Genomic DNA, 21,580 nt, shown 5'->3' on the forward strand with positions numbered 1-21,580 from the left:
CTAGTGCACTCAATAATAGTTACTTCAGCTACAGATAATATGAGCGGCAGCGTTTCTAATAGAATAGATATTGTATCGAATTAATAAACAGGGGTGTAGATGTTGAAAAAGAAAAAGATGCTTATTATTTTGAGTTTTTGTACCACCTTTTTATTTTTGAGTATATCGACTCAAACAAAAACGTTTGCAAATATAGGTTTATATGACAAGATGAATACTGCAATTACTGGGCGTGGTTTTTCTAAAGATCCCGATGGTAAAGATATATCAATTACTTCTGTTAATTATAAAAAAACAACTGAAGATGTAAAGATTAAAAAGGAAAACGAGATTCCTGGGTACGTATCTGATATAGAGTTAGCCGAAAAGGGTGGAATGTATACCCGAAAAAGTTTAATGACATATCATGATTTTATTGATCTAGGGATTGCAGATGACCTTAGACACGATATTGAACCAGAGAGAATGGTATGGGTATTTACATCTAAGTTTAGCAATGATCATAACTTAGGAGAAGGTGTGGTACCAACAAGAGAAGTAACAACAGTTATTGATGGGGAAACCGGAGATGTCTTATCCGTATACAATTCTTCTAACATAAACCAGGTAAAAAGAATGCCTTCTCCTGATAGTAACTCCATATTTTATAATAAGCAGTAGTTATTGAATCCAATTAATAAATCGAAACCATTGAAGTGTGCTTTAAGGGTTTTTTCAAATACACATAATTTATGTCTGAATGGTCGGCATCTCAGGAATCAGGCCGAAGAGATAGGTTGGTATTATATGTCCCCAAATACGTCTCTAATGCGTGTTTTAAAGAGATGAGTTGGATCCGCAACGAACGGGTAGAAGGCCAGGTAGAGATAGAATACGTGTAATCATCTGATGTCGTATGAGCGTTCAGCTAACGGCAGAACTATAGTTCAATCACGACACAACGGCAGCCGGCATAAGATCGGCTGCCGTTGTCCGTTGAAGTAACGGACAGTAGAGTGGGATTTGTAAAATGATGGAACTTTTGTGAGCATTGAACGTCTAATTGAGTAGTTAAAACTTACTGGAAGGAGCCAAGAGAAAGACATAGATGTATTGAGAAAAAATAAATACAAAAGATAAAAGATAAAAGGGCTATGCTGTTTGTGAAAAATTTAATTAACAAAAAGGAGTTTTTATATGAGACAGAGTTCTAAATTTGCTTCTATCCTGACAGTTCTTTTTTTAGTTACTTGTGCTGGGATAGTCAGTGCAGCTGGGTTACAAGATAATAGGTCGCTTGAAGAGAAAACGAGCAGACCAATACAGGAGGTACAACAACAAAATCTCGAAGAATCTGCTAAGAGCATCGTTACAGATTATTTTAATGCCATTATTAAGGAAGGTGACGCTGGTGGAGTAACTCCATTAGTAGCTTTTTCATTGGGAAAAGTGGACACTTCAGATTCAGCAGATATCAAAGTATCGGTGGCTTTGAAGTATAAAGATGATAATATGGAATTGCCTTCAGTAGATTATTCAGTCGTTCGAGTTGATGATATGTATCAAGTACAGAAACAAGTTTGCATATTTGATGCAATTCCAGGTTCTCCTACAAAAGGCACAGCTTCTTGCAGCAAGATTTTTATTGAGCATGAAAATGGATTGATGACCGTTCCTGGTAGAAATAACTAATCACATTCACTTTTAAAAACCACGCATAGTACATATAGCGAGTCCACTTTTTTACCTGTTGAACTAACGAGAAACGATAGTGAAGGAGCTTACCTCGCGGTAGCTCCTCTTTTTGTTCATTCAAGTAACGGTCAGCATAGTGGAACGATGAATATTTTTCCATTACGCGGTTATCCTATCCTAAGCACAAGCATAGGACTAAAAAAGTGCTAGTTCAATGGAGGCGGGAATAATGAAAAAAATATCAATTGTATTGCTGATGTGCTTTCTACTTCTCTTTACTATGGGATTTGTAAAGAAAGGGGAACTTATTTTGACAAGTGTTGAACCAACGGTCATTAAAACTGAACGTATATTACGATACGATTTCAGAATCAAAAATACTGGCTCTCAACGAATTATTAGTACATTCGATTATCCTGGAAATCACCCATTAGGTTTAGAAGTGACGGTAAGACCAAATGATAAACTTGCTTCGTTAATGGTGATGAGTGAAAATACGGGATTTAGAAAAATGAAACTCAGAGGCAGTGGTTCAGCTGGTTTTATAGAGCCAGGTAAAGAATCATCTTTTCATGTAGAATTTCAAATTAAGGAAAACGTAGAAGTTGAAAAAGTAAAATCTACTTCACTTGACGGTGTTTTACTTATTCTAGATGGACCAAAGATTATTGCTGAAATACCTTTAGCAGATAGCGTAAATAAGAACACAAACTAACCTCAGCCAACAATAAAAACACCTCTTGGCTGAGGTGTAGGAGCAGTTTGCCGCGGCAGCTGTTCCTTTTTGTTTATTTAAAGGGCAGGCTAATGGATTACTTTTACCATACCTGAAAAAAATAAACTAGGGTGATTAAATGAGAAAAAAGTTGTTATATGCTCTGTTTCTTATCATTAGTATTTTGTTTCTTCCCCAATCGACGTTAGCTGAACCTCAAAAGTTACATGACGGAACTAAACCACCTAACTATAACATCTATAAGAATGTTGATTACCAAGTTGAGTTCCAGTATCCGAAATCGTGGAAACCAGTGACAGGATACACCCCTGCTAAGTACGAAGGTACTGACGGATATTTTTTAATTAGTGCAGTATCAGGGGTAGGCTTGAATATAGATGATGTTGTGAAATTTAATGCATATCATAAGTTACAACCATTTGGATCAAGACCTAAAATAGAAAGTTTGAGTATATCCGGACAAGAAGCAAGACTAATTTTACCTTCCACTGACCAAGATGAGCATATGCATAATGAAGCAAGTTTAATTATCAAATATCCTTCACCAGTGACTATAAACGGAGATAAATACTACTATCTCATCATCTATGCAGATCAAAACCATATATATCAAATCGGTAATACTGTTACTTTTATACATTCATAAGTAAAAACCATATCCCCGATGTAGATAGACATTAACGAGCAGTTAGCCGTGGCAACCTGTTCTTTTTGTTGAACTAACGGGACACTATAGTTTAATCACGACATTAAGGCAGCTGATTGCGCTCAGTTGCCTTTTTCAATGATTTAAAAACGGGTATTATCAGCAGCAAGTATATATATTATCGTTTTAACATATAGGTATAAATGCAGGAGGTGGGGTATTGAAAAAAGTGGCATTATACATATTCGTATTCGCAATAATAGTAGTGTTCATTTTTTGGTTTGCCTTCTCGTTATTCCTTCACAAATCTGATGAATGGTGGTCAATATTCGAGTTTGAGCATATTGGATCTGATGTTACTATTGCAAAAATATCATGGCTAAAAGTTTTAATAATTGGAATGATTAGTGTCATTATAGGATTTGTTAGCTTCAAAAATCATCATAAACAATAATATTTGACAAGTATGTAACGAATTTAGGGGCAACGGATATTGATGATGTAATTTTGAACATGATTGGTTGCCTAATAGGATATATGGCTTATGTGGTTTCGGTAGAATTGTATAAAAAATTGAACAAAGGGTTTCCAACATTAAGCTAACGGGAGAACTAGTCGAGGGGTTTGCTTCGCGGCAGCTCCTCTTTTGTTTATTACGGGCAGTTTAATTCAACTAAGACTATCAAATTTATTTGTTTTTTCCTAGTATATACATCGTAGCATGTTCCATTTTATGAAACATGACGACTGGCGATTTAAAAAATGCGGACAAGGAAGAAGCAGATATAAATCACGGATGTGCATTTCAGTTCCGAAACTTTGGTGACAATCTATACGTCCTAAAGATAGAAAATCCAAAGTACAAAAAAAGGTGGGGTTTAGTTGAGGACGAGTATATCGACCTGCTTTACAACGTTGATGCTTCTTGCGCTGACATTGTCAATACATCAATCAGCTCTAACACAACCGGGTCCTAAAAATGTCCCTGTACTAGCGACTAACGATATTGATCTAGTAGGAATCGCCTTCCCTCTGCCAAACGTGAATGTAAATCAATCACTTTTCGCCGGACTCGACGACAGCAAAATAGCACAACTTGCACAGTGGTATGACGAAGCGCGGCCGATTTCGGATACTTTACTGTCTGCGTCTCACCGGGATTGGCACTTGCAGTTTATACGGAAGAATGGCACGGTTGTAGATATTATGCCTGCGTCCCACTGCGACAAAAGTACCGATAAAGCCGGGTCTACTACAATTACCTGTACGACGGCGGAAGACCGGGTGATCATAAAGGATTCCGCAAACAAACAGCACGACTCAGTTTTTGCGATGGCCCCGTCGCTTTATCGTTTTATTGTGAAGGATCATGAGATGTGGATGCCAACTGTTCCGATGTATACTTACCAGAAAACCGTTCATGCAGGCGAGAGTTATAAATTAATAGGAAACGGGTGGATTGATGGAAATGTAATGTTAGAGTTGAGGGAAGGGGATAAAGTGTTGTTGAAGACAGAAGCTATTCCCCAATTTGGCCGTTTTTCAAAAACAATCACCATTCCCTTGGACATATCACCAGGAGACTATTACATGTTCTTCGTTAATCCTAACGGGTCATCGAGTGGAAGCCCAATTCATGTGGAATAGCTTTTACTACTAAGTGGAGTTATCGATGGACCCGCCTGACTTTTCTACGCTAACGGGGAACGATAGTTCAATAAAAACACGGAAGCAGCCGATTCACAATGACCGGCTGCTTCATTGCGCTAACGGGCAGAAGAGTTTAACAAAGAGGGAGTTTTTAGGGGAGGATGCCATGAAGGTTAGGGATGCACGCACGGCGGCAGTCGATTGGGTGGCAAGCCACATCAGCCGAGAAGCAGGATACATGGGAGCGTACTTCAGCGGCTCGACAGTAGGGCTACCGGACGACACGGAGATGTCCGCCGGCTCCGATATCGACGTCATGGTCGTGCTGGACCGGAAGGACCTTCCGCTCAAACCAGGGAAATTGATCCATTTGGGAGTGCTTGTTGAGATCTCCTTTCTGTCCCGGCATCAGCTTTCGTCCGCTGAGGACGTTCTGACATCGTATCACCTTGCCGGCAGCTTCCGGACGGACACCATCATTGATGATCCCACGGGATATCTGCGAAGTGTGCAACGGGAGGTATCCCGCCATTTCGCGGAACGGGCATGGGTACGCCGTCGCTGCGGAAACGTGCTTCGGTCGATCGAGAGGGGGCTGGGGTCCATCGACCCCTCCGCGCCGTGGTACGACCAGGTTACGGCATGGCTTTTTCCGACAGGCGTAACAACTCACCTCCTCCTTGTTGCTGCGCTTCGTAATCCGACGATTCGATTGCGTTATCTAGCTGCACACCAAGTTCTTCAGGCGTACGGGCGCACGGACGATTATCCGCACCTGCTGAGGCTGCTCGGATGCGCCGACTTAAGTCCTCAGCGTGTCGAAGTGCATCTGAATGAGCTTGCCAGTACCTTCGATGCAGCGTCAGCTGTTGCAAGAACGCCGTTCTTCTTCAGCTCCGACATTACGGCCGCGGCAAGGCCGATCGTCATTGACGGGAGCCGGGAGCTGATAAGATTAGGCTGTCACCGCGAAGCAGTCTTCTGGATGGTGGCGACCTTCGCAAGGTGCCACAAAATTCTCGCTGCGGACGCCCCGGAACTGCAGCCCGTGTACGCGCCTTCCTTCGACGAAATGGTTGCCGATCTCGGCATTCGATCATGGGACGACATCCGGCAGCGCGCCAAAGATGTCAGAGATTTTCTTCCCGATCTTTGTGAAGTCGCGGAGGAAATTCTGTTGGCTATCCCGGAGGTAGAATAGCGTCCATGTGAAATACCATTTCAGGCACGAAGGTTCCCGACTCTCGTCAAAGAATTTCTTCTGGTTAATAAACAAATAACGAGCCATCATATGAATCGGTTATCCCGCTGCGCTAACGGGCACGAGTTGAATGACAGAAAAAAGCAGGCCAAGACTGTATTGTGAACTGTGACCCTAGTTGTGGACAGTTTATAAAAAACGACTTAGGCTTAGCCAGCAAGGAGATGACCTCTGAATTCGTCGGGGGTCATCTTATTTAACGTCCACTGATACCGCTCGGAGTTGTAGTAGGCTATGTAGTCAGCAACACATGCCTTTACCTCCTCAAAGGTCTGACATGCTTTGAAATCAACATCATCTTTCATATGCCCAAAGAATGATTCCATCGAAGCATTATCCCAGCAGTTACCTTTACGGGACATGGATTGCTTAAAACCGGCCTTCTTGATTTGAAGACGAGTTTTGTTGTGTGTGTAGTGCATGCCTTGATCGGAGTGAAAGATGGCTTCGGGATGTATGTTTCCATCAAGCCGTTCTAACAGGCGTTGAATCGTTTGTTCGACGAGCGGTAGCTCCAGTGTAGCAGCGAGGCAGTCGGCAAGAATTTGTCGGGTAGCCCCGTCTTTCACACACGAAAGATAGGCCCATTGTCCGCTTCCATACCGTAAGTAAGTGATGTCGGTGAGGAATACTTTTTCTGGTTCACCCTGATCAAACTGGCGCTCCAGAAGGTTCGGGAATGTCTGATGCTCCTGAGTTGCCTTGGCCATCTTCCGGTACGGATTGGCTTGGCGGATCCGTGCAACAAGATTGAACTTGCGCATAAGGCGGCGGATCTTCTTGTGATTCATGATAACGCCACTAATTTGCTCGAGACGCATCTTAATCACCAGAGCACCAGCTTTACCCCGCAGAGCGTCGAAGTGCTGCTTAATGAGAACGATGTCGCATTCGTCAGTCACTGTACGAAGCTGCCGATGCTGTTGGGTTTCCATCCACTTGTAGTAGCCGCTTGTACTTACCGCCGCGATCGCACAGAGATAGCGCGTCATACGCTTTAGCCCATGCGCTCGGATAGTATGATTGATGATCTCGTGGCGCTCGGAGGGCCTTAATGTTTCTTTCTCTGCCTTTCGAGCGCCTCGAGCTTTTTTAGAAGGTCTACCTCTGCTTCCAGAAACTTAATCTTGGCTCTCGCCAATTTCAATTCTTCTTCTGCAGACAAAGCACCAGTCTTCCTTCGTCCGGTACTGCCTCTGCCTCGCCGCTCTTCCTTGAGTCCCGACTCTCCAAATGTAGCGTAGGTATCGCGCCAGCGTTTTAAACTCTGCTTGGGTTTTTTATGACCAATGAGATCCAAGTCAAAACCAGCCTTAATGAATATCTCCGCAGGTGTTTCCCCTTCTTCATAGGCTTTAACTGCAGCTAATTTAAATTCAGGCGTATATGTAATATTCGTCTCCGATACATGCTGCACATTTGAATTTGTTTCTAACCTCCGCATGTTCTCTTCTGTGAATAACGTACGATTTAAATTCCCCATTTTCTTATCCCCGCTCCCTCACCATTACTCTGATTAAAACACAAAAGACCCACAAGAGGGGCACTTTTTTCAAAGTGTCCTTCTTGTGGGTCACAGTTCATTGTTCCAGTTTTGGACTGCTTTTTATGATGCTCCCACAAGAATACATTGAATACATGTAAACAATGTGCAGAGCCTTATATTTCAAGGGTTTTTCACGCGCTCGTTTAGATAACTGACACCACCCGCAAACACATGGATAAAAATGTAAGAGCCCTCCATGTCTGGAGAGTTCATTTTATGAGTAATAAATATTAAAATTGCAGCCTACCCTCCATAAATTATTGCTGTTCGAAAGACATAAGAACGTCCTTCAAACGCTCATCGAATGCAGCATCAAACGACGGAATTAATTCATCAATTCGTTGCTGAAATAGTTTAGGATCCTGAACACCAAGCTCCGCTCTTAATTGTTTTTCTTCTGGCGAACCATTATCATTCAATATCATGGTCAGTATTTCCGCATTAAAGAATTTGCTAGGAGGCAGAACCAAGGAATTCATCAAGAACTGTGTTAGATAAAATTTGCTATTACCATTAGTTCCTAATTCCATCGCTTTTTTTGTGAACAAGTCGATGTATTTCTGGGCGAATGAAACCCCCTTTATAGGCGTTGCATCAATATGCTCGACACCCTTCCATCGCAAATCAGCAATAGAGCTCAGCCACCAAGCCGGGTCGATGGCTTCTTGCATCCGATGTAGCACATGTCGCTCAAAATATGGCTGTGAATTGCGCCTCTGCTCTTCCAGACAATTTGCAATTGTTTCTGCTTCAATTGCAGCTACCGTCATTCCTTGTCCATAAATGGGGTCAAAGTTACAGAACGCATCTCCAAGAACAAGCAGTCCCGACGGCCAATTCTCCATTTTCTCGAAATGCTGCCGAATAGATTCAGGTGTACGATATCCGCGAGGGCCTTGCAAAGGTTCTAAATTACTTACAATCTTAGCAATTTCTGATGCATTTAGGTTTTTGAGTTCCTCTTGGAATTCATCCGGTTTAGTGGGAGGATAATGCTCACCACCTGCGCTAAACAGTAATGTTCCGGCTATATTATCTTCAATGCGCAATAGCATACCAGTACTTATTCCTTTAGCAGGTTGTGCCTCAGATATAACCGATCTCCACTCTTTATCCGCTTGCGGAGGAATTTTGTAGTACTGGGTACTATAGCCAAGAAATACCTTCAGCACCTCTGGATCCGGTACAGTATGACCGAGCGAATTCAACCATTTGATGACCTTTGAAGAGCGCCCAGCAGTATCGATAACCATGTCCGCTGTAAGCATACCTTCCTGTTTATTCTCGTTGCGCTTTTTTGTATATATGCCAGTAATCGTTTGACGGTCTTCAGAAGACATTAAACCTATAACCTCTGTATTTGTTAGGAAGTGAACATTATGGATGTTTTGTACACGGCGACGAAGCACCCATTCTAACAAAGCCCTGCTGCTCGAAGCACTGTTGATTAGAGGACGGTTTACAAGTGTACCGAACTGATTAACAAGAACCATCTCTTCGGCGTCTGAGGGATGAGCACCGTGGTCTAACAGATCATTCGTATAACCAGGGAAGTAGCGCTCTAGAATCATGTGACCGCGTGGCAGTACACGATGAGGATGGAAAGACTGTGGAGTACCTTGCCTATTGGCTGGTGCTGTCGGTAATTCATCGCGTTCAACAATATATACCTCTTTATAATACTCGGATAGCATTCTTGCCGTTATCAGTCCAGCGATTCCTGCCCCAATAACTACAGCTTTGTTCATGTTTGACATGATAATCATCCTTCCATTGTATTGCCAAGGGTTATTTTTCCTTCTACTGCTAATCTTAAAAAGGAACTCGGTATTGATCCTCCGTGATTTAAGGGGTATAGGGGGCATTGGGACAGAAATTGTTGTCAAAATCCTTAAAATCAAGGTAAAAGAGTTTTGATTCTCCCCTTACGCTGGCCATTTTTTGGAGATTGCATCAGCTATTCTTCGTTCAAGTGCTCTTTGAGTAGCTGAAGGAATAGATATTTTTTCAAAATAATCCGACCTGAATTGTTTTTTGCACTTCATTTGCAGGCGCCCCGCTGCGGGGCGCCGAGAACATCGACTCCTACTCATGTGAGTCGATCTGCGACGAGCCCGAAAGCGGTGTGGTGTCGAGGTATCTGACCTCGTAGACGCGCTCGGCGAACTTCCAGCCGTCCTCTGTGCGCTGGTAGCGGTCATGGTACACGGCGTAGTTCAGTCCGCTCCTGCCGTCGCGCAGGCGCGCGAGCTCTGAGATGTAGGCACGGCCGACTGCGGTATCGCCCTCGAGCTGGATCGTGCCCGGGTGCGTGGTTTGCACGAAATAGTCCCACTGACTCTGTAGCTGCTTGCTCCCGGCGCGAATCTGCTCCCGGCTAACGAATTCGACGACTTGGGAAATCCGCCACACGCCGTCCTCCGTGAACAATGACGCAAGGCGGTCGGGGTCGCGCATCATCACTGCGTCGGTGAATTCGCCGCGCAGCGCCTCGATCTCGAAGCGATCAACAATTCTTTGATAGTCACTCATTGGTTTTTCCTCCTCTGTATGTGTGGTTCACTGATTTCTCCGCTTTGTTATATGATTCAGTAAACGGTCTGCAGATGGGCAGCCAGTCTGTCAGATTGCGTTAAAAGATGATACCTCTTCTACTGGGAATCGGAACTTGCGCTGCTTCGTCTCCACCGGGGAAGGGCCGACGGCGATAATTAAAATGGGCTTCAAGTGAGCCGGGATGCCGAACGTCTCGGAAACTGCAGCCGGATCAAATCCACCAATGGGATTTACCCCGTAGCCGTGTTCAAATGCGGCAAGTTGAAAGCCGTATGCCGCAAAAGAAGCGGCAATGATTACTTCCTCTTTGTACTTGTCAGGTGAATTTACATCATAAGAGCGAATATTATTGATCGCTTTTTCCTTGTACGCTTCCGGAAGATACTGTTTTGTTACGAGATCATTCACCATTTGCTCAGCACGCTCATAAGCCTGCAAATTCGCCAACACAATTACAGATGCCGCAGCATCTCTAATTTTTTGCTGGCCGAAAGCGGCGGTGCCCAAGGCTTCCTTCTTATCTTTGTCGTCGACGATAAGAAAGTGCCAAGGCTGAAGGTTAAAGCCTGAAGGCGCCTTGATGGCAAGTTCGACAAAAGAGGTCAACTCCTCTCGGGCAATCCGGCCTTCGGGATCGAAAGCACTAGCGGAATAGCGATTCTGTAATATTGAAGTTGTTCCCACAAAGATCAGCTCCTGTTCATTTCAACTCAATTTGCATGCCGACGGCTGAAAAACGGTTGGTTATAATCGCCAATAACACTCCTTTCTTTTTTATACAACTGATGTTAAGTCAATCATAATTAACAAAATGCATTTATACAAACGCATTTAAATTCATATATTCATTGATTTGAACGAATAAAAGAAATCGAGCGTTACCTGAATATAGTGCTACAAGATGTCAAGACAGTTTTTAAAATTTTTAAGGTGTGAAATTTTGCACATCGCTCTTTTTTGTTACCCCTAAGGGTTCGGTTGTTGATAAAACTGAAGTGGAAATAATGGTATGTATCTCCATCGAGATGGTGTCCACAGATGGAGGACATAGGCCAAGCGAAGCGCGGGAGAAAGCTTTTTCTTTTGGGTGTTCGTAGTAACGTGTTGAAATCCCATGTCCGAATCGCTATGATCAGGGAAAATAGGAGATGCAATGCCACATGATTTGGACCGCGGAAGCGCTAACGGCACTGGGGCTAGACGAAGACTAGGCGTGGGAGTGCTTTCTGTCCTATCCGGACAGTAGCAAGGAGCATGACCTGAAGCCTGGAAAGCGCTGCCGTAATAAAATAGGTCTTGTTTGCAAGGAGGTAAACATGGATAACATTCCACCGAAAGAAGCGGCGTTAAAGGTGAAACGGTGGCCTAAAGATACCATAGCGGCAGGTCGTCGTCATACCGTTGGTCTTAAATCTAACGGCACGGTGACGGCTGTGGGTGATAATAAATATGGCCAATGTGATGTAAGCGGCTGGCGCGATATTGTAGCGGTTGCGGCAGGTTGGCGTCGTACCATTGGACTTAAATCGGATGGCACGGTGGTTGCTGTGGGCCGAAATAATGAAAGTGAATGCAATGTAAGCGGCTGGCATGATATTGTGGCGGTCGCGGCGGGTGACTGGCATACCATCGGTCTTAAATTGGACGGCACGGTGACGGCTGTGGGTAATAATCGGTATGGCCAATGCAATGTAAGCGGCTGGTGCGATATTGTGGCGGTCGCGGCAGGTTATCTACATACAATCGGACTTAAATCGGACGGTACGGTGACGGCTGTGGGTTTGAATAAACATGACCAATGCGACGTAAGCGGCTGGTGCGGTATTGTGACGATTGTGGTGGGTAGTAGTCATACCATCGGCCTTAAATCGGACGGTACTGTGGCCGCTGTGGGTTGGAATGAGCATGGCCAATGCAATGTAAGTGGCTGGCGCGATATTGTGGCGGTTGCAGCGGGTTGCGCTCATACTCTCGGTCTTAAATCGGACGGCACGGTGGTTGCTGTGGGTGATAATGAATATGGCCAATGCGATGTAAGTGGTTGGTGTGGCATCCAACTACCCGGCAATTAGTTTTCTTTTAAACATTGGCTTGTGGATATAGGTAAAATTAAATGTATTGAGGGCTGTGAGAATGCTCTTTTTTGGAGAGCAATGCAAAACGTCTCCCAGGATATGTAAAAGCAAAGGGACTGCCCCTAGCAGTTCCTTTGCTTTTTGTCAAAGTCGCAGGTATCTCAGTATCGTATCATCGTGACTTATCTCATTCACAAGGCTTCTTGTAGACGGAACCCACAATGCGGCAAATGCTCAAAAGTAACCGCCACTCGAGATGCTGCAGGATGCAGCCAAACGTATCGCTTCCTTCTATTCGTTCAAATCAATGGATTTATGAATATAAATGCGTTTGTATAAATGTAACTTGTTGAATATGATGGAGGTGTAGTTGGTAAATTTTTGGGAAAGGGGTTTTTATCATGTACGAACAACTATACCTGATTGATTTTGCTGTTGTATTCCTGTTGGTTGTGTCATGGGCGATTGCAGCCAATCGTTTGGGTCGTCTTCCCTTCCGAAATACAAAAAAAGAATTTAAGCAAAGTGTAAAACGTTTTACCATTTTATACGTTATTGCTCAAGCGTTGGTCGTTGCAGAGTTAGTCATCCTATTCTTACTAGGTACTTATGGTTGGGAATTTATGAAGGAAAAAGTATTACTTTCCATGCCATTGCTCATCCCTTCAGCATTCTCGACACTTGTAACCCTTAAGATCCTGCGAAAGATGAACAGTCGAATTACTGACGATTTACAATCCACTGAAGATGAGATGGATCGAAAGTTACTTACCTCGCCAAAATTCATTCTTCCCATTCAGGCTACTCTGATCAGTTCCTTTGTAGATTGGTATTCGTTCTATTTTGTTTACCCTTTTGAATTAAATGTTGTAAATGCTATTCTCCTATGGATTGTATTCGCCTTGATTCTAGTTGCATTATGGCTTCGACAAAAACGTCGCAGTGTAAAACTGCTACAAACCAATTATGCGAATACTACATCTACAAGACTTTTACGTGCTGTGATTTCCTTTGTATGCCTTGCCTTCCTCATTGGCGTCTGGTATACCTTGTCCGTAAAAGCATCTGTTCTTCCAGATCAAATGAATATGGGAAGCATGGGAAGCATGAATCATCGTGAGATTACTATGCAAATGATGAACCATTCTATGAACGAAAAAGAAATAAGTGTAGCATCATTAACGGGTCCTCAAACCGAGAAAGTAGACCGACATTTTGAACTAGTTGCCCAGAAACAACAAGTAAAATTAAGTTCCGGTAAGACCATGGAAGCCTGGACCTTTAATGGAACCGTTCCCGGTCCGGAATTACGAGTGAAGCAAGGTGAAATTGTTGAAGTTGTGTTGAAAAATAAAGATATTGAAGATGGGGTTACCATTCACTGGCATGGGTATAACGTGCCAAATGCAGAAGATGGGGTTGCGGGAGTTACACAAGATTCCGTGCCACCCGGAGGAATACATATATACCGTTTTCAAGCCAAACAAGCGGGAACGTACTGGTACCATTCCCATCAACAATCGGCAAAACAAGTCATTAAAGGGTTATTCGGTTCGCTCATCGTTGAACCAAAAGATCCACCAGAGCCCAATACGAAAGAGATCACGGTATTAAGTCAAGCTTGGCAATTGGCAAATGACCGTTCATTAACGCCCACGTACGGGTTAAATGATACGCTTGATCATCAAACAATTACGTCGGGCACAATAGTCAGACTTCGAATCATTAATGCCCAGAACTACCCGCAATCTTTCCAATTGTCAGGAGTTCCATTTAAAGTGGTTGCAATCGACGGAAATGATATTCAGTCGCCCGCCTTATTAACGAATTAGAGACTATTTATCGCTGGCGGTGGACGATATGATGTTTTATTCACAATGCCACAGACACCAGTAAGGTTGAGCAGCCAAAGTGATGCAGGTGTAACTCCCGGGATTGTCTTTAGTGAGACGGAGACCAATTCAACCTTAGCTATAGATGAGCAATATCCCGTATTCGATCCGAGTCAATATGGAGTAAAAGAGCAGACCCCTTTCACTATCAATAGTAAATTTGACCGCACCTTCAAAATAGTCCTTGATAGTCGAGCAGGGTTCTATGATGGTAAACTATATCCTTTATATACCATAAACGGACGCGTTTTTCCCGATACTCCTATGTTAACGGTCAAAGAAGGTGATCTTGTAAAAGTAACTTTTTTCAATCGCGGTTTGGATCATCATCCGATGCATCTTCATGGGCATACGATGCTCGTTCTCAGCCGGAACGGGAAACCGACTACAGGAAGCCCTTGGTGGACGGATTCACTAGATGTAGCTCCCGGTGAAGGTTATGAAGTTGCTTTTAAAGCAGATAATCCCGGGATATGGATGGACCATTGTCATAATTTATTACATGCAGGAATGGGAATGACCATGCACTTAACCTATGAAGGAATCAGCACCCCTTTTCAAACAGGGAAGAAAACAGCCAACCAGCCGGAATAAACGATCGCATCCATACATGTTCAAATTTAAGGACTATTCCATAAGATGAATGGGATAGTCCTTTTTCCACAAGATGATCGATGATCTTCCCATCGCGAATCATGCCGTTATCTACATGTTATTGTTTTGTGCAATTCTCTGAAAGTACTCGATGACAACTTGACGAAATTCCTTTGCTGCACTTGATAAATAGCGACTCCGGTGTCTCGAAAGTCCAATCTCCCGGTTACACACGGGCTCCTCTATTTTCAAGGGTACAATATTTCCCGGATGCCCTACAACATATAATGCAGTCTTTGGTATAAAGGAAATTCCTAGTCCTGCTTGTACAAGAGAACCTAATGATGCCGGTTCATCACCTTCATACGCGTTGTTGGGTATAAATCCAACTTTCTCACAATAAGAATCCATCAAGTCACGAATTCCATAACCTTTTTTCAAACTGACAAACCGTTCTTCCTTAAGTTCGGATAAACGAACTCTGTCCCTATTCGCAAATCGATGGGTCGATGGGACAATCACATAAATCTGCTCTTGGAAAACGATATCACAGACAAGTTCACTTCCTTGAATGGGTGGGGCAGACAAACAAAAATCCACTTCACCCTTCTTAACCCAAATTTCCATTTCATGGGTCCTCAATTGCTGGACATGAAACTGGACGTGGGGAAGAATTTCCCGAAATCGATGAAGGATATCCGGCAACATATAAGCAGTGTTAACAGCCAGTGATAATGTACCATAATCAGCGCTAGTCAAATCGACGATTTCACGTTTTCCTTCCTCCAATTCAAACAAAGCCCTTTCTACACGCTGAAGAAAAGAACGACCAAACTCATTCAGTCGTAACTTGCGACTATTTCTGTCAAATAATGAGACACCTAAGTCCTCTTCCAACAATCGAATCGTCTTACTGAGCGAGGATTGTGTAACATGTAATACCCCTGCAGCTTCTGTCATGTGTTCCAAACGGGCTACAGTACGAAAGTACTCGAGCTGAAGAAGTTCCACCTTGTTATGCACCTCACATTCCATTTTCTCAATCTTATTATAGACAAAAATAGTATTGTGTGGGATGGTTTGAATCCTCTGTGACGGAAAACGGTTTGGAGGTATGAACGATACTCTGAATATCTTCTTCAGCTGTTCTGGCAAAAGACCAGAGTATCTCTTAATCCAACTGGTCCGATTCCATCCCGAGAGCTTGAACAGACTTCACAAGCTCCTTTTTCACTTTCTCAACTTCTCGGAGTTGAGTTATTTAATACTTCACTAATGGGTAACGATAGCACAAGGACAACGGGCTGCTAACAAATCAAAGTATTTTAGAAAGGACGAGGAAAAAAATTAAAAAAAGTTTTTCCACTGAAAAAGCAGAGTGGTCAGATACAAAAGAAAAACAGTATCGACAAGACTGATTTTCTCTTGTATACCAGTTCGGTGATACACTAAAAACAATTGATGATAAAGTGTTTTTGATAAAGAACGATGAACAAACCGAGATAATGAAACCAAATAAACAAAAAACATTTTGGTATGAAACTTGGTTAAATATAAAGGATTTCTACGGAGTATAAGCAATTATTGCTTTTTGCTGTTGTACTAAAAACGATACTGAAGGAGCTCACCTCGTGGCTGCTCTTTTTTTGTTCATTCAAGTAGCGGGCAGCAGTTTAACATAGGTGTTTGCATACAAGTTCATCTTTTGGAAAACTTTATATATTATGCTTTCCAAAGGAGAAAGAAAAACATGAAAAAAACTATACTAACAATACTTTTATCTGTTGCAAGTGGCATCACTTTTCAATCGGTTTGCAATTCTGCTGAAATAGCGCCTTTAACAACAGATGATTACCAACAGATCCAGTTAAGTAATTTTTCTTCGCCTGACATAAAAGAAATACATAAAGCTGAACTATTTGGTTCTTACATCGGAGGTGTTCCGAGAGGTAAGTTTTTAAAAATTGATGATAAATTAGTGGATCAAAATAGGTATTTCACGAGTAGGATCATGCTGGGTGATGTGACGAATGATCAACTAGATGAGGTTTTTTTTTATCAATATTCACCAGGTAGCGCAGGAGCAATGGGATTAAATGTTTATAGTCTGATCAATAGTAAATGGAGTTCAATTTTCAACGAACCAAGCAATACACACGATAATAATGAAACCGAGCGATTTAGCAATGAATATCTAACAAACAACCGAATTCGCTTTTATGATAAACGGACAGATTTGTCTGGAGTTATTGATATTTCAAGGTTGAAATTTTCAGAAGAACGCTTGAGAACGATGAGTCTAAAAACTGATCCGATTTCTGAGTATGTAATTCATTATGAAAACGTTGGTTGTGGAATTGAAACCATACAATGGATTTTTGCTTTTTCTCATCCTAACTCTGTTTTTTCTTTGCATAACCATTACATTTATAAATTTGATGAACATAAATTCACGCTGTATGAAACGAGAATTCATGATAACGAAGGTGTAATTATTACCCGAAAAAAGTATTATTAAGTTTGTTTAACTATCGGGAATCGATAGTTAAACAATGAAGGGCTGCCGCGTGGCAGCTATTTTTTATAAGGGGCAGTTATGTTGAAAAAGAGTGGTATTTTTGTTATATCGAATTATTATCTATAATGTTAATTCGGTTATATTGTAATATTGAGGAAGAAAGCTCAAATTGGGGGAATTTCTGATGTTCGAGGTATTCGAATTACAGGATAAAATGGAGTATTTTGATGAAGCTGTTAAACTATTTTGGAATCAATGGGGAAGTCAGAGTAACTATAAGTTTTATCTTGATTGCATGATGAACTCGTGTAATTCGGAGAGCGACCTGCCTCGTTTTTATATTGCAATCCAAAATAAAACCATTATTGGTACTTATGCATTATTACGAAATGATTTAATAAGTCGTCAGGATTTATTTCCGTGGATCGCTTGTTTATATGTTGTTCCCAAGTTGAGGGGGAATAAAATGGGTTCAAAATTGTTGGAACATGCAATCAGTGAGACTGGAAAAAAGGGGTATAAGAAGCTTTATTTGTGTACTGATTTAGATGGTTACTACGAGAAAAATGGTTGGACTCATTTAACTACTGGTTATATGTTTAATGGCGATGTTACAAAGATTTATGAAGTTTCAACTCGCTAAACTAATGAGGTATGGGGCAACCCAATTCTTGTCGGTGGTTAAACAACGGGACAAATTCTTGTCGTTAAACAGGACAAGTTCTTGTTGTCGGATGACAAAAACATTGTCCGAATCAAGTCCGTGTAAATCGCGGGCTTTTTTATTTATCGGCTCAAGTTCTTGTCAATTGGCAATGTCAAGAACTTGGGCCGATTGCCGATTTGTGACAAGAACATTGTCCGAAAGCCGACAATTAAAAGTGAACCGCTCCGTTAATGGCGATAACGAAGACTACGGCGTCGTACTGCTGGACGGTTCAGGTCGCTTGCTGCTGGAAGTGGCGATCGGATCTCGCGTGTTCTCACGTCCGACGATGGGATTCTCGAAGTTACTTCCGACTCTGGCATACGGGCTAGTATCGTTGACCGACAAATAATCGGTATACGGCAGGTGTGTCAAAGGCTACATTGTGTTTCGTGAGGTTGCTAAGAGGGATTTGAATGCTTTGGAGTATGTAAAGGTTGAGGTTCGTTTAATAATCAGGTACACAATTATGAGAGCCTTCCTACATGTAGTAGGCTCTAAGGCTCCTTCTCATGAGCAGATAGGGTGGGGATAGTTTTAACTTTTGAAATCAAACATAATTTGCATATACGGCTATGCACTACAATCGCTCGACACTAAGTTCAATTACAGTCGATAATTTTTCAACTAAATTATAACGTTGAGTGGTATTATAGGAATTAAAAGGAAAAAGTGGAGGTGGAAAAATTTGAGTAAATCAAAAGCTATATTGTATGTAATTGTAATTACACTTATTTATAATGTTTACACTTACGTTAATAATCGTGTGATTGATCCTTTTATGATTGATGCATCGAAGTCTATTACGGAGAACCCAACCTCTGATTTGCTTAATACAATACAGGGTTATTATTTTGGGCTTGTAAATACAAGTGACAAACCAGTCAATCTAATAAATATTGAACTAGAAGGTTATCAAGGGATTAAAATTGGGGAGTTGACGGTTGCAGGAAATCCTTTATTGGCTCAAAAAGTAAAGAGCAATAGGGAATACAGTAGTTCCAAATCGTGGTCAACGAATAGTCAAGGACTTGTGGTTGAATATCAAGTGGAAATTTTGGAACCCAAGATTAAAAATCCGACAAGTGCATTAATTACTTATTCATATTTAGGCATTAAGCATAAACAAGTAATTGGCTTATCTGAAGTAAAAAGGCCAGGGATAACTATGTCTAATCCCCCTTTCATGAACTTAAATTTTCATGTTTCAATAATATCAACTTTAATAGCGTTAATACTGTTGATAATCATTTACAGAATCAGAGAAATAAATGAAACTTACTTAGGGATAAAATTATTTGGTTATTCTTATTTAGGAGCCTTCAATCTGAATATAATCATCTTGATTCCATTAGGTATTATAATTTATTTGCTATTATTCCGTCCCAAAACTAATGCTACGGTCAAAATGTATTCCGCTTTATGCGGATTTACTTTTATGATAATTAGCTATCTTTTTACGCTCATTTAAGAGAAATGTGTTGAGCCAAGAGATCTTTAGACGGAGTGAATAACTACATGCAAATACGAATCTTTCATTTAACTAACGGGCAGAATAGCGTGGTAATGACACAAAGGAATATTTAATAGATGGCGAATAGTAACGGTAATAACGTAACCGAAAAGGTTGTACCAAATCGAGCTAGTTGATGAATGCTCGGCAATTATAGGTTAACCATGACAAGGCTGCCATCTCGAATGGTAGCCTTGCTTTGTTGAGAGGAAGTAAGGCTCTCCATCGGAATGATAATGTTTTGTCTCCAAGGTGAGAGATTTACTAGTATTCCTCGTCTATATAGTATAGAACTCTAGGAGGCTTGGCAGTGGAGGAACGAATAAGGAAAGGGAAATTCCGATCAATGATGATCTGTATCAAGCCCTAAACGGCTGGATTGAAATCCGTAGAGATAACCCTGATGAACTTATCTTCCTATCCCCCAAAAAAGGCAAATTCACACTTCAAGAATCGAACACATATTCACTAGGTTAGGTAAACAACTCGGTCTAGAGGACTTTACACCTCACATTTTACGGCACACCTTTTGTCATGACCTGATTATCAAGGATATCCTCTGCAGGTTGTCGCCGAATTAGCTGGCAACGAAGATTTAAATACAACACGTATTTACACCATGTCTGGGAAGAAAGATACGAGAAAGCTGTAAATTCTTTATCTCTAGGAGATTCATTTTAACTTAAAGAAATTTGAAGTAAAGAAGGGGATCATATTTTATCCGTATAACTAGCAGAAAAACAAGTATGGGAGAAACCATTTAGCAGCTACAATCAGTACTGACGTTACCGATAATCCCTACTTAAGCTATTTGAAACCGTAGTCGATCCGGAAAAAAATATATTTCACTGGAAAATATATGTATAATAGGGTGGCGCGGAGATTCCAAATAAATTATTTGCTAATTTCTAATAGTAGGGGGAGTGCTTCGTTTGAAAAAATTTATATCAGGTTTACTTGTGGGGGCCATTGCTAGTTTTTCTACCGTGGCGATTGCATCAGATACCATACAAGCATTGATCTTCCCAGCAAAAATTAATATTAATGGTGTCACCCATGAAGTGAGTGATGAATATCGGATTCTAAATGTGGATGGTCACGCGTATGTACCAATTCGTTATATAGCTGAGAATACCGGTTCTATCGTAGGTTACGACCAAAAAAATCAAGTTATTTCGTTGGCCTATGGGCAAATCAATATTCAAGATCCAAATGACAAATCGATTTCCATCGGGGATTTAGTCGTTGAACCCATTCAGGTTAATTTAGAAAAATTAAAAGGACATATAAAAGTAGATCGAACAGCTACAAGCTATGTAAATTTAACAATTGAATTTTACGATAAAGATGGTGAATTACTGGGTTCTACCGACATTTCTGATGATTTTAAGCCGGGGATTCATTCTTTTGAATCAACACTCTCTGGATTTAATTCCATGGGGTATACAACAGTCAAAGTTCGATTGAATGAAGTACGTGACGGTGTTAAGTCATACCTTGAAAATCTTATTGCTTCTGCTAAACAACAGGATGAAAAACAAATTAAGTCTTATCTTTCACAATTGCCTTCGGAGAAACTTGATCTTCTTCTTTTGGAATTTATGAAGCGCTTATTAAACTATGACCAGAATGCTTGCTCCTATCTGTATTCATATATTTTAAATACAAAAGCAAATGTTAATGTGATCGATAAGGTAACAGGTTATACACCTCTCATGTATGCAAGTTTTTATTTCCCAACGATGATAGATTCCTTGTTGAAAAAAAATGCTGACGTTAATATAGCTACAAAACATGGTGGGACAGCGTTAATGATAATTGCAGGAAGGAATAATCCTGATGTTGTAAAAAAGTTTCTTGATCTTGGAGCAGATCCAAATGCAAGAACTGATGACGGAGGTAGTGTTTTATATTCGGCTGTTTACCCATTACATAGAAATTATACTGAGGAAACTGTCAAATCAGTTCAGTATCTGCTTGATGCGAATGCATCTATTAATGTTACAGGTCCAGATGGCAAGTCTCTTCTGGAAGGATTTGACGATTTCATGGGCATACCAGCCGCGAAACAAATTTATGATCTTTTAGTGGCTAAGGGTGCAAGATAAAGCCTCAAGGTCAATCGAAAATGAGGCTTGCAGTAAATACATGTCCGAGAGGAGAATCCATTTCGCGAGTCCTCACGGAAAAAACCAATGAAGATAGAGGAACGG

Annotated in this window: 20 protein-coding genes; 15 read left to right on the forward strand and 5 right to left on the reverse strand. The window is 41.4% G+C overall.

Going from position 1 to position 21,580, the window contains the following annotated elements:
* The first annotated feature begins 99 nt into the window (after window positions 1–99).
* The 6 genes from QFZ77_RS15020 (at window position 100) to QFZ77_RS15045 (ending at window position 5,907) form a co-directional block, all read left to right on the forward strand.
* Entirely contained in the window at window positions 100–660 is a 561-nt protein-coding gene (locus QFZ77_RS15020; protein ID WP_307440803.1) for a hypothetical protein, read from the forward strand.
* Between the two features lie 516 nt (window positions 661–1,176).
* Window positions 1,177–1,671 carry a hypothetical protein gene (locus QFZ77_RS15025; protein WP_307440804.1) on the forward strand — a complete coding sequence of 165 codons (495 nt, stop codon included), beginning with the start codon at window positions 1,177–1,179 and terminating at the stop codon, window positions 1,669–1,671.
* 232 nt (window positions 1,672–1,903) lie between these two features.
* Window positions 1,904–2,389 carry an alpha-crystallin domain-containing protein gene (locus QFZ77_RS15030; protein WP_307440805.1) on the forward strand — a complete coding sequence of 162 codons (486 nt, stop codon included), beginning with the start codon at window positions 1,904–1,906 and terminating at the stop codon, window positions 2,387–2,389.
* A 139-nt stretch (window positions 2,390–2,528) separates the two neighbouring features.
* On the forward strand, window positions 2,529–3,056 hold the full coding sequence (locus QFZ77_RS15035; RefSeq protein ID WP_307440806.1) for a peptidase M56: 528 nt from the start codon (window positions 2,529–2,531) through the stop codon (window positions 3,054–3,056).
* Between the two features lie 882 nt (window positions 3,057–3,938).
* The gene (locus QFZ77_RS15040; RefSeq protein WP_307440807.1) at window positions 3,939–4,703 is read left to right on the forward strand and encodes a hypothetical protein; all 765 of its coding nucleotides are present in this window, start codon (window positions 3,939–3,941) and stop codon (window positions 4,701–4,703) included.
* A gap of 169 nt (window positions 4,704–4,872) precedes the next feature.
* Complete coding sequence (locus QFZ77_RS15045) at window positions 4,873–5,907, forward strand: hypothetical protein (RefSeq protein WP_307440808.1); 1,035 nt, start codon at window positions 4,873–4,875, stop codon at window positions 5,905–5,907.
* A 209-nt stretch (window positions 5,908–6,116) separates the two neighbouring features.
* Here QFZ77_RS15045 and QFZ77_RS15050 read toward each other — a convergent pair.
* From QFZ77_RS15050 to QFZ77_RS15065, 4 genes are all read right to left on the reverse strand, one after another.
* Window positions 6,117–7,450 (reverse strand): IS3 family transposase gene (locus QFZ77_RS15050; RefSeq protein WP_307440809.1). Its coding sequence is split into 2 segments (ribosomal slippage): window positions 6,117–7,063 and window positions 7,063–7,450, totalling 1,335 coding nucleotides; the frame shifts between segments, so codons are not numbered across the junction.
* A gap of 320 nt (window positions 7,451–7,770) precedes the next feature.
* The gene (locus tag QFZ77_RS15055; RefSeq protein WP_307440810.1) at window positions 7,771–9,270 is read right to left on the reverse strand and encodes an NAD(P)/FAD-dependent oxidoreductase; all 1,500 of its coding nucleotides are present in this window, start codon (window positions 9,268–9,270) and stop codon (window positions 7,771–7,773) included.
* 328 nt (window positions 9,271–9,598) lie between these two features.
* On the reverse strand, window positions 9,599–10,045 hold the full coding sequence (locus tag QFZ77_RS15060) for a YybH family protein (protein ID WP_307440811.1): 447 nt from the start codon (window positions 10,043–10,045) through the stop codon (window positions 9,599–9,601).
* A gap of 90 nt (window positions 10,046–10,135) precedes the next feature.
* Window positions 10,136–10,753, reverse strand: coding sequence for a nitroreductase family protein (locus QFZ77_RS15065; protein ID WP_307440812.1), 618 nt, complete (start codon window positions 10,751–10,753; stop codon window positions 10,136–10,138).
* Window positions 10,754–11,385: 632 nt separating this feature from the next.
* On the opposite strand from QFZ77_RS15065, the gene QFZ77_RS15070 reads away from it, so the two are divergent.
* From QFZ77_RS15070 to QFZ77_RS15080, 3 genes are all read left to right on the forward strand, one after another.
* On the forward strand, window positions 11,386–12,141 hold the full coding sequence (locus tag QFZ77_RS15070; protein WP_307440813.1) for an RCC1 domain-containing protein: 756 nt from the start codon (window positions 11,386–11,388) through the stop codon (window positions 12,139–12,141).
* A 404-nt stretch (window positions 12,142–12,545) separates the two neighbouring features.
* Window positions 12,546–13,976, forward strand: a complete 1,431-nt coding sequence (locus tag QFZ77_RS15075; RefSeq protein ID WP_307440815.1) for a multicopper oxidase family protein — start codon at window positions 12,546–12,548, stop codon at window positions 13,974–13,976.
* A 45-nt stretch (window positions 13,977–14,021) separates the two neighbouring features.
* A complete protein-coding gene (locus QFZ77_RS15080) occupies window positions 14,022–14,630 on the forward strand; it encodes a multicopper oxidase domain-containing protein (RefSeq protein WP_307440816.1) in 609 nt (202 codons plus the stop codon).
* 111 nt (window positions 14,631–14,741) lie between these two features.
* On the opposite strand, the gene QFZ77_RS15085 is transcribed toward QFZ77_RS15080, so the two are convergent.
* Window positions 14,742–15,641, reverse strand: coding sequence for a LysR family transcriptional regulator (locus QFZ77_RS15085; RefSeq protein ID WP_307440817.1), 900 nt, complete (start codon window positions 15,639–15,641; stop codon window positions 14,742–14,744).
* 739 nt (window positions 15,642–16,380) lie between these two features.
* Here QFZ77_RS15085 and QFZ77_RS15090 point away from each other — a divergent pair.
* The 6 genes from QFZ77_RS15090 (at window position 16,381) to QFZ77_RS15110 (ending at window position 21,475) form a co-directional block, all read left to right on the forward strand.
* Entirely contained in the window at window positions 16,381–17,148 is a 768-nt protein-coding gene (locus QFZ77_RS15090) for a hypothetical protein (RefSeq protein WP_307440818.1), read from the forward strand.
* Window positions 17,149–17,332: 184 nt separating this feature from the next.
* The gene (locus QFZ77_RS15095) at window positions 17,333–17,791 is read left to right on the forward strand and encodes a GNAT family N-acetyltransferase (protein ID WP_307440819.1); all 459 of its coding nucleotides are present in this window, start codon (window positions 17,333–17,335) and stop codon (window positions 17,789–17,791) included.
* Window positions 17,792–17,993: 202 nt separating this feature from the next.
* Window positions 17,994–18,206 (forward strand): hypothetical protein, encoded by a 213-nt coding sequence (locus QFZ77_RS15100; RefSeq protein WP_307440820.1) that lies wholly within the window; start codon window positions 17,994–17,996, stop codon window positions 18,204–18,206.
* Window positions 18,207–18,542: 336 nt separating this feature from the next.
* Window positions 18,543–19,325 (forward strand): hypothetical protein, encoded by a 783-nt coding sequence (locus tag QFZ77_RS15105; RefSeq protein ID WP_307440821.1) that lies wholly within the window; start codon window positions 18,543–18,545, stop codon window positions 19,323–19,325.
* Between the two features lie 479 nt (window positions 19,326–19,804).
* The gene (locus tag QFZ77_RS37805; protein ID WP_373462744.1) at window positions 19,805–19,948 is read left to right on the forward strand and encodes a tyrosine-type recombinase/integrase; all 144 of its coding nucleotides are present in this window, start codon (window positions 19,805–19,807) and stop codon (window positions 19,946–19,948) included.
* Window positions 19,949–20,299: 351 nt separating this feature from the next.
* On the forward strand, window positions 20,300–21,475 hold the full coding sequence (locus QFZ77_RS15110; RefSeq protein ID WP_307440823.1) for an ankyrin repeat domain-containing protein: 1,176 nt from the start codon (window positions 20,300–20,302) through the stop codon (window positions 21,473–21,475).
* Window positions 21,476–21,580: the final 105 nt, after the last annotated feature.

Source organism: Paenibacillus sp. V4I3 (assembly GCF_030817215.1).
Classification (GTDB): Bacteria; Bacillota; Bacilli; order Paenibacillales; family NBRC-103111; genus Paenibacillus_E.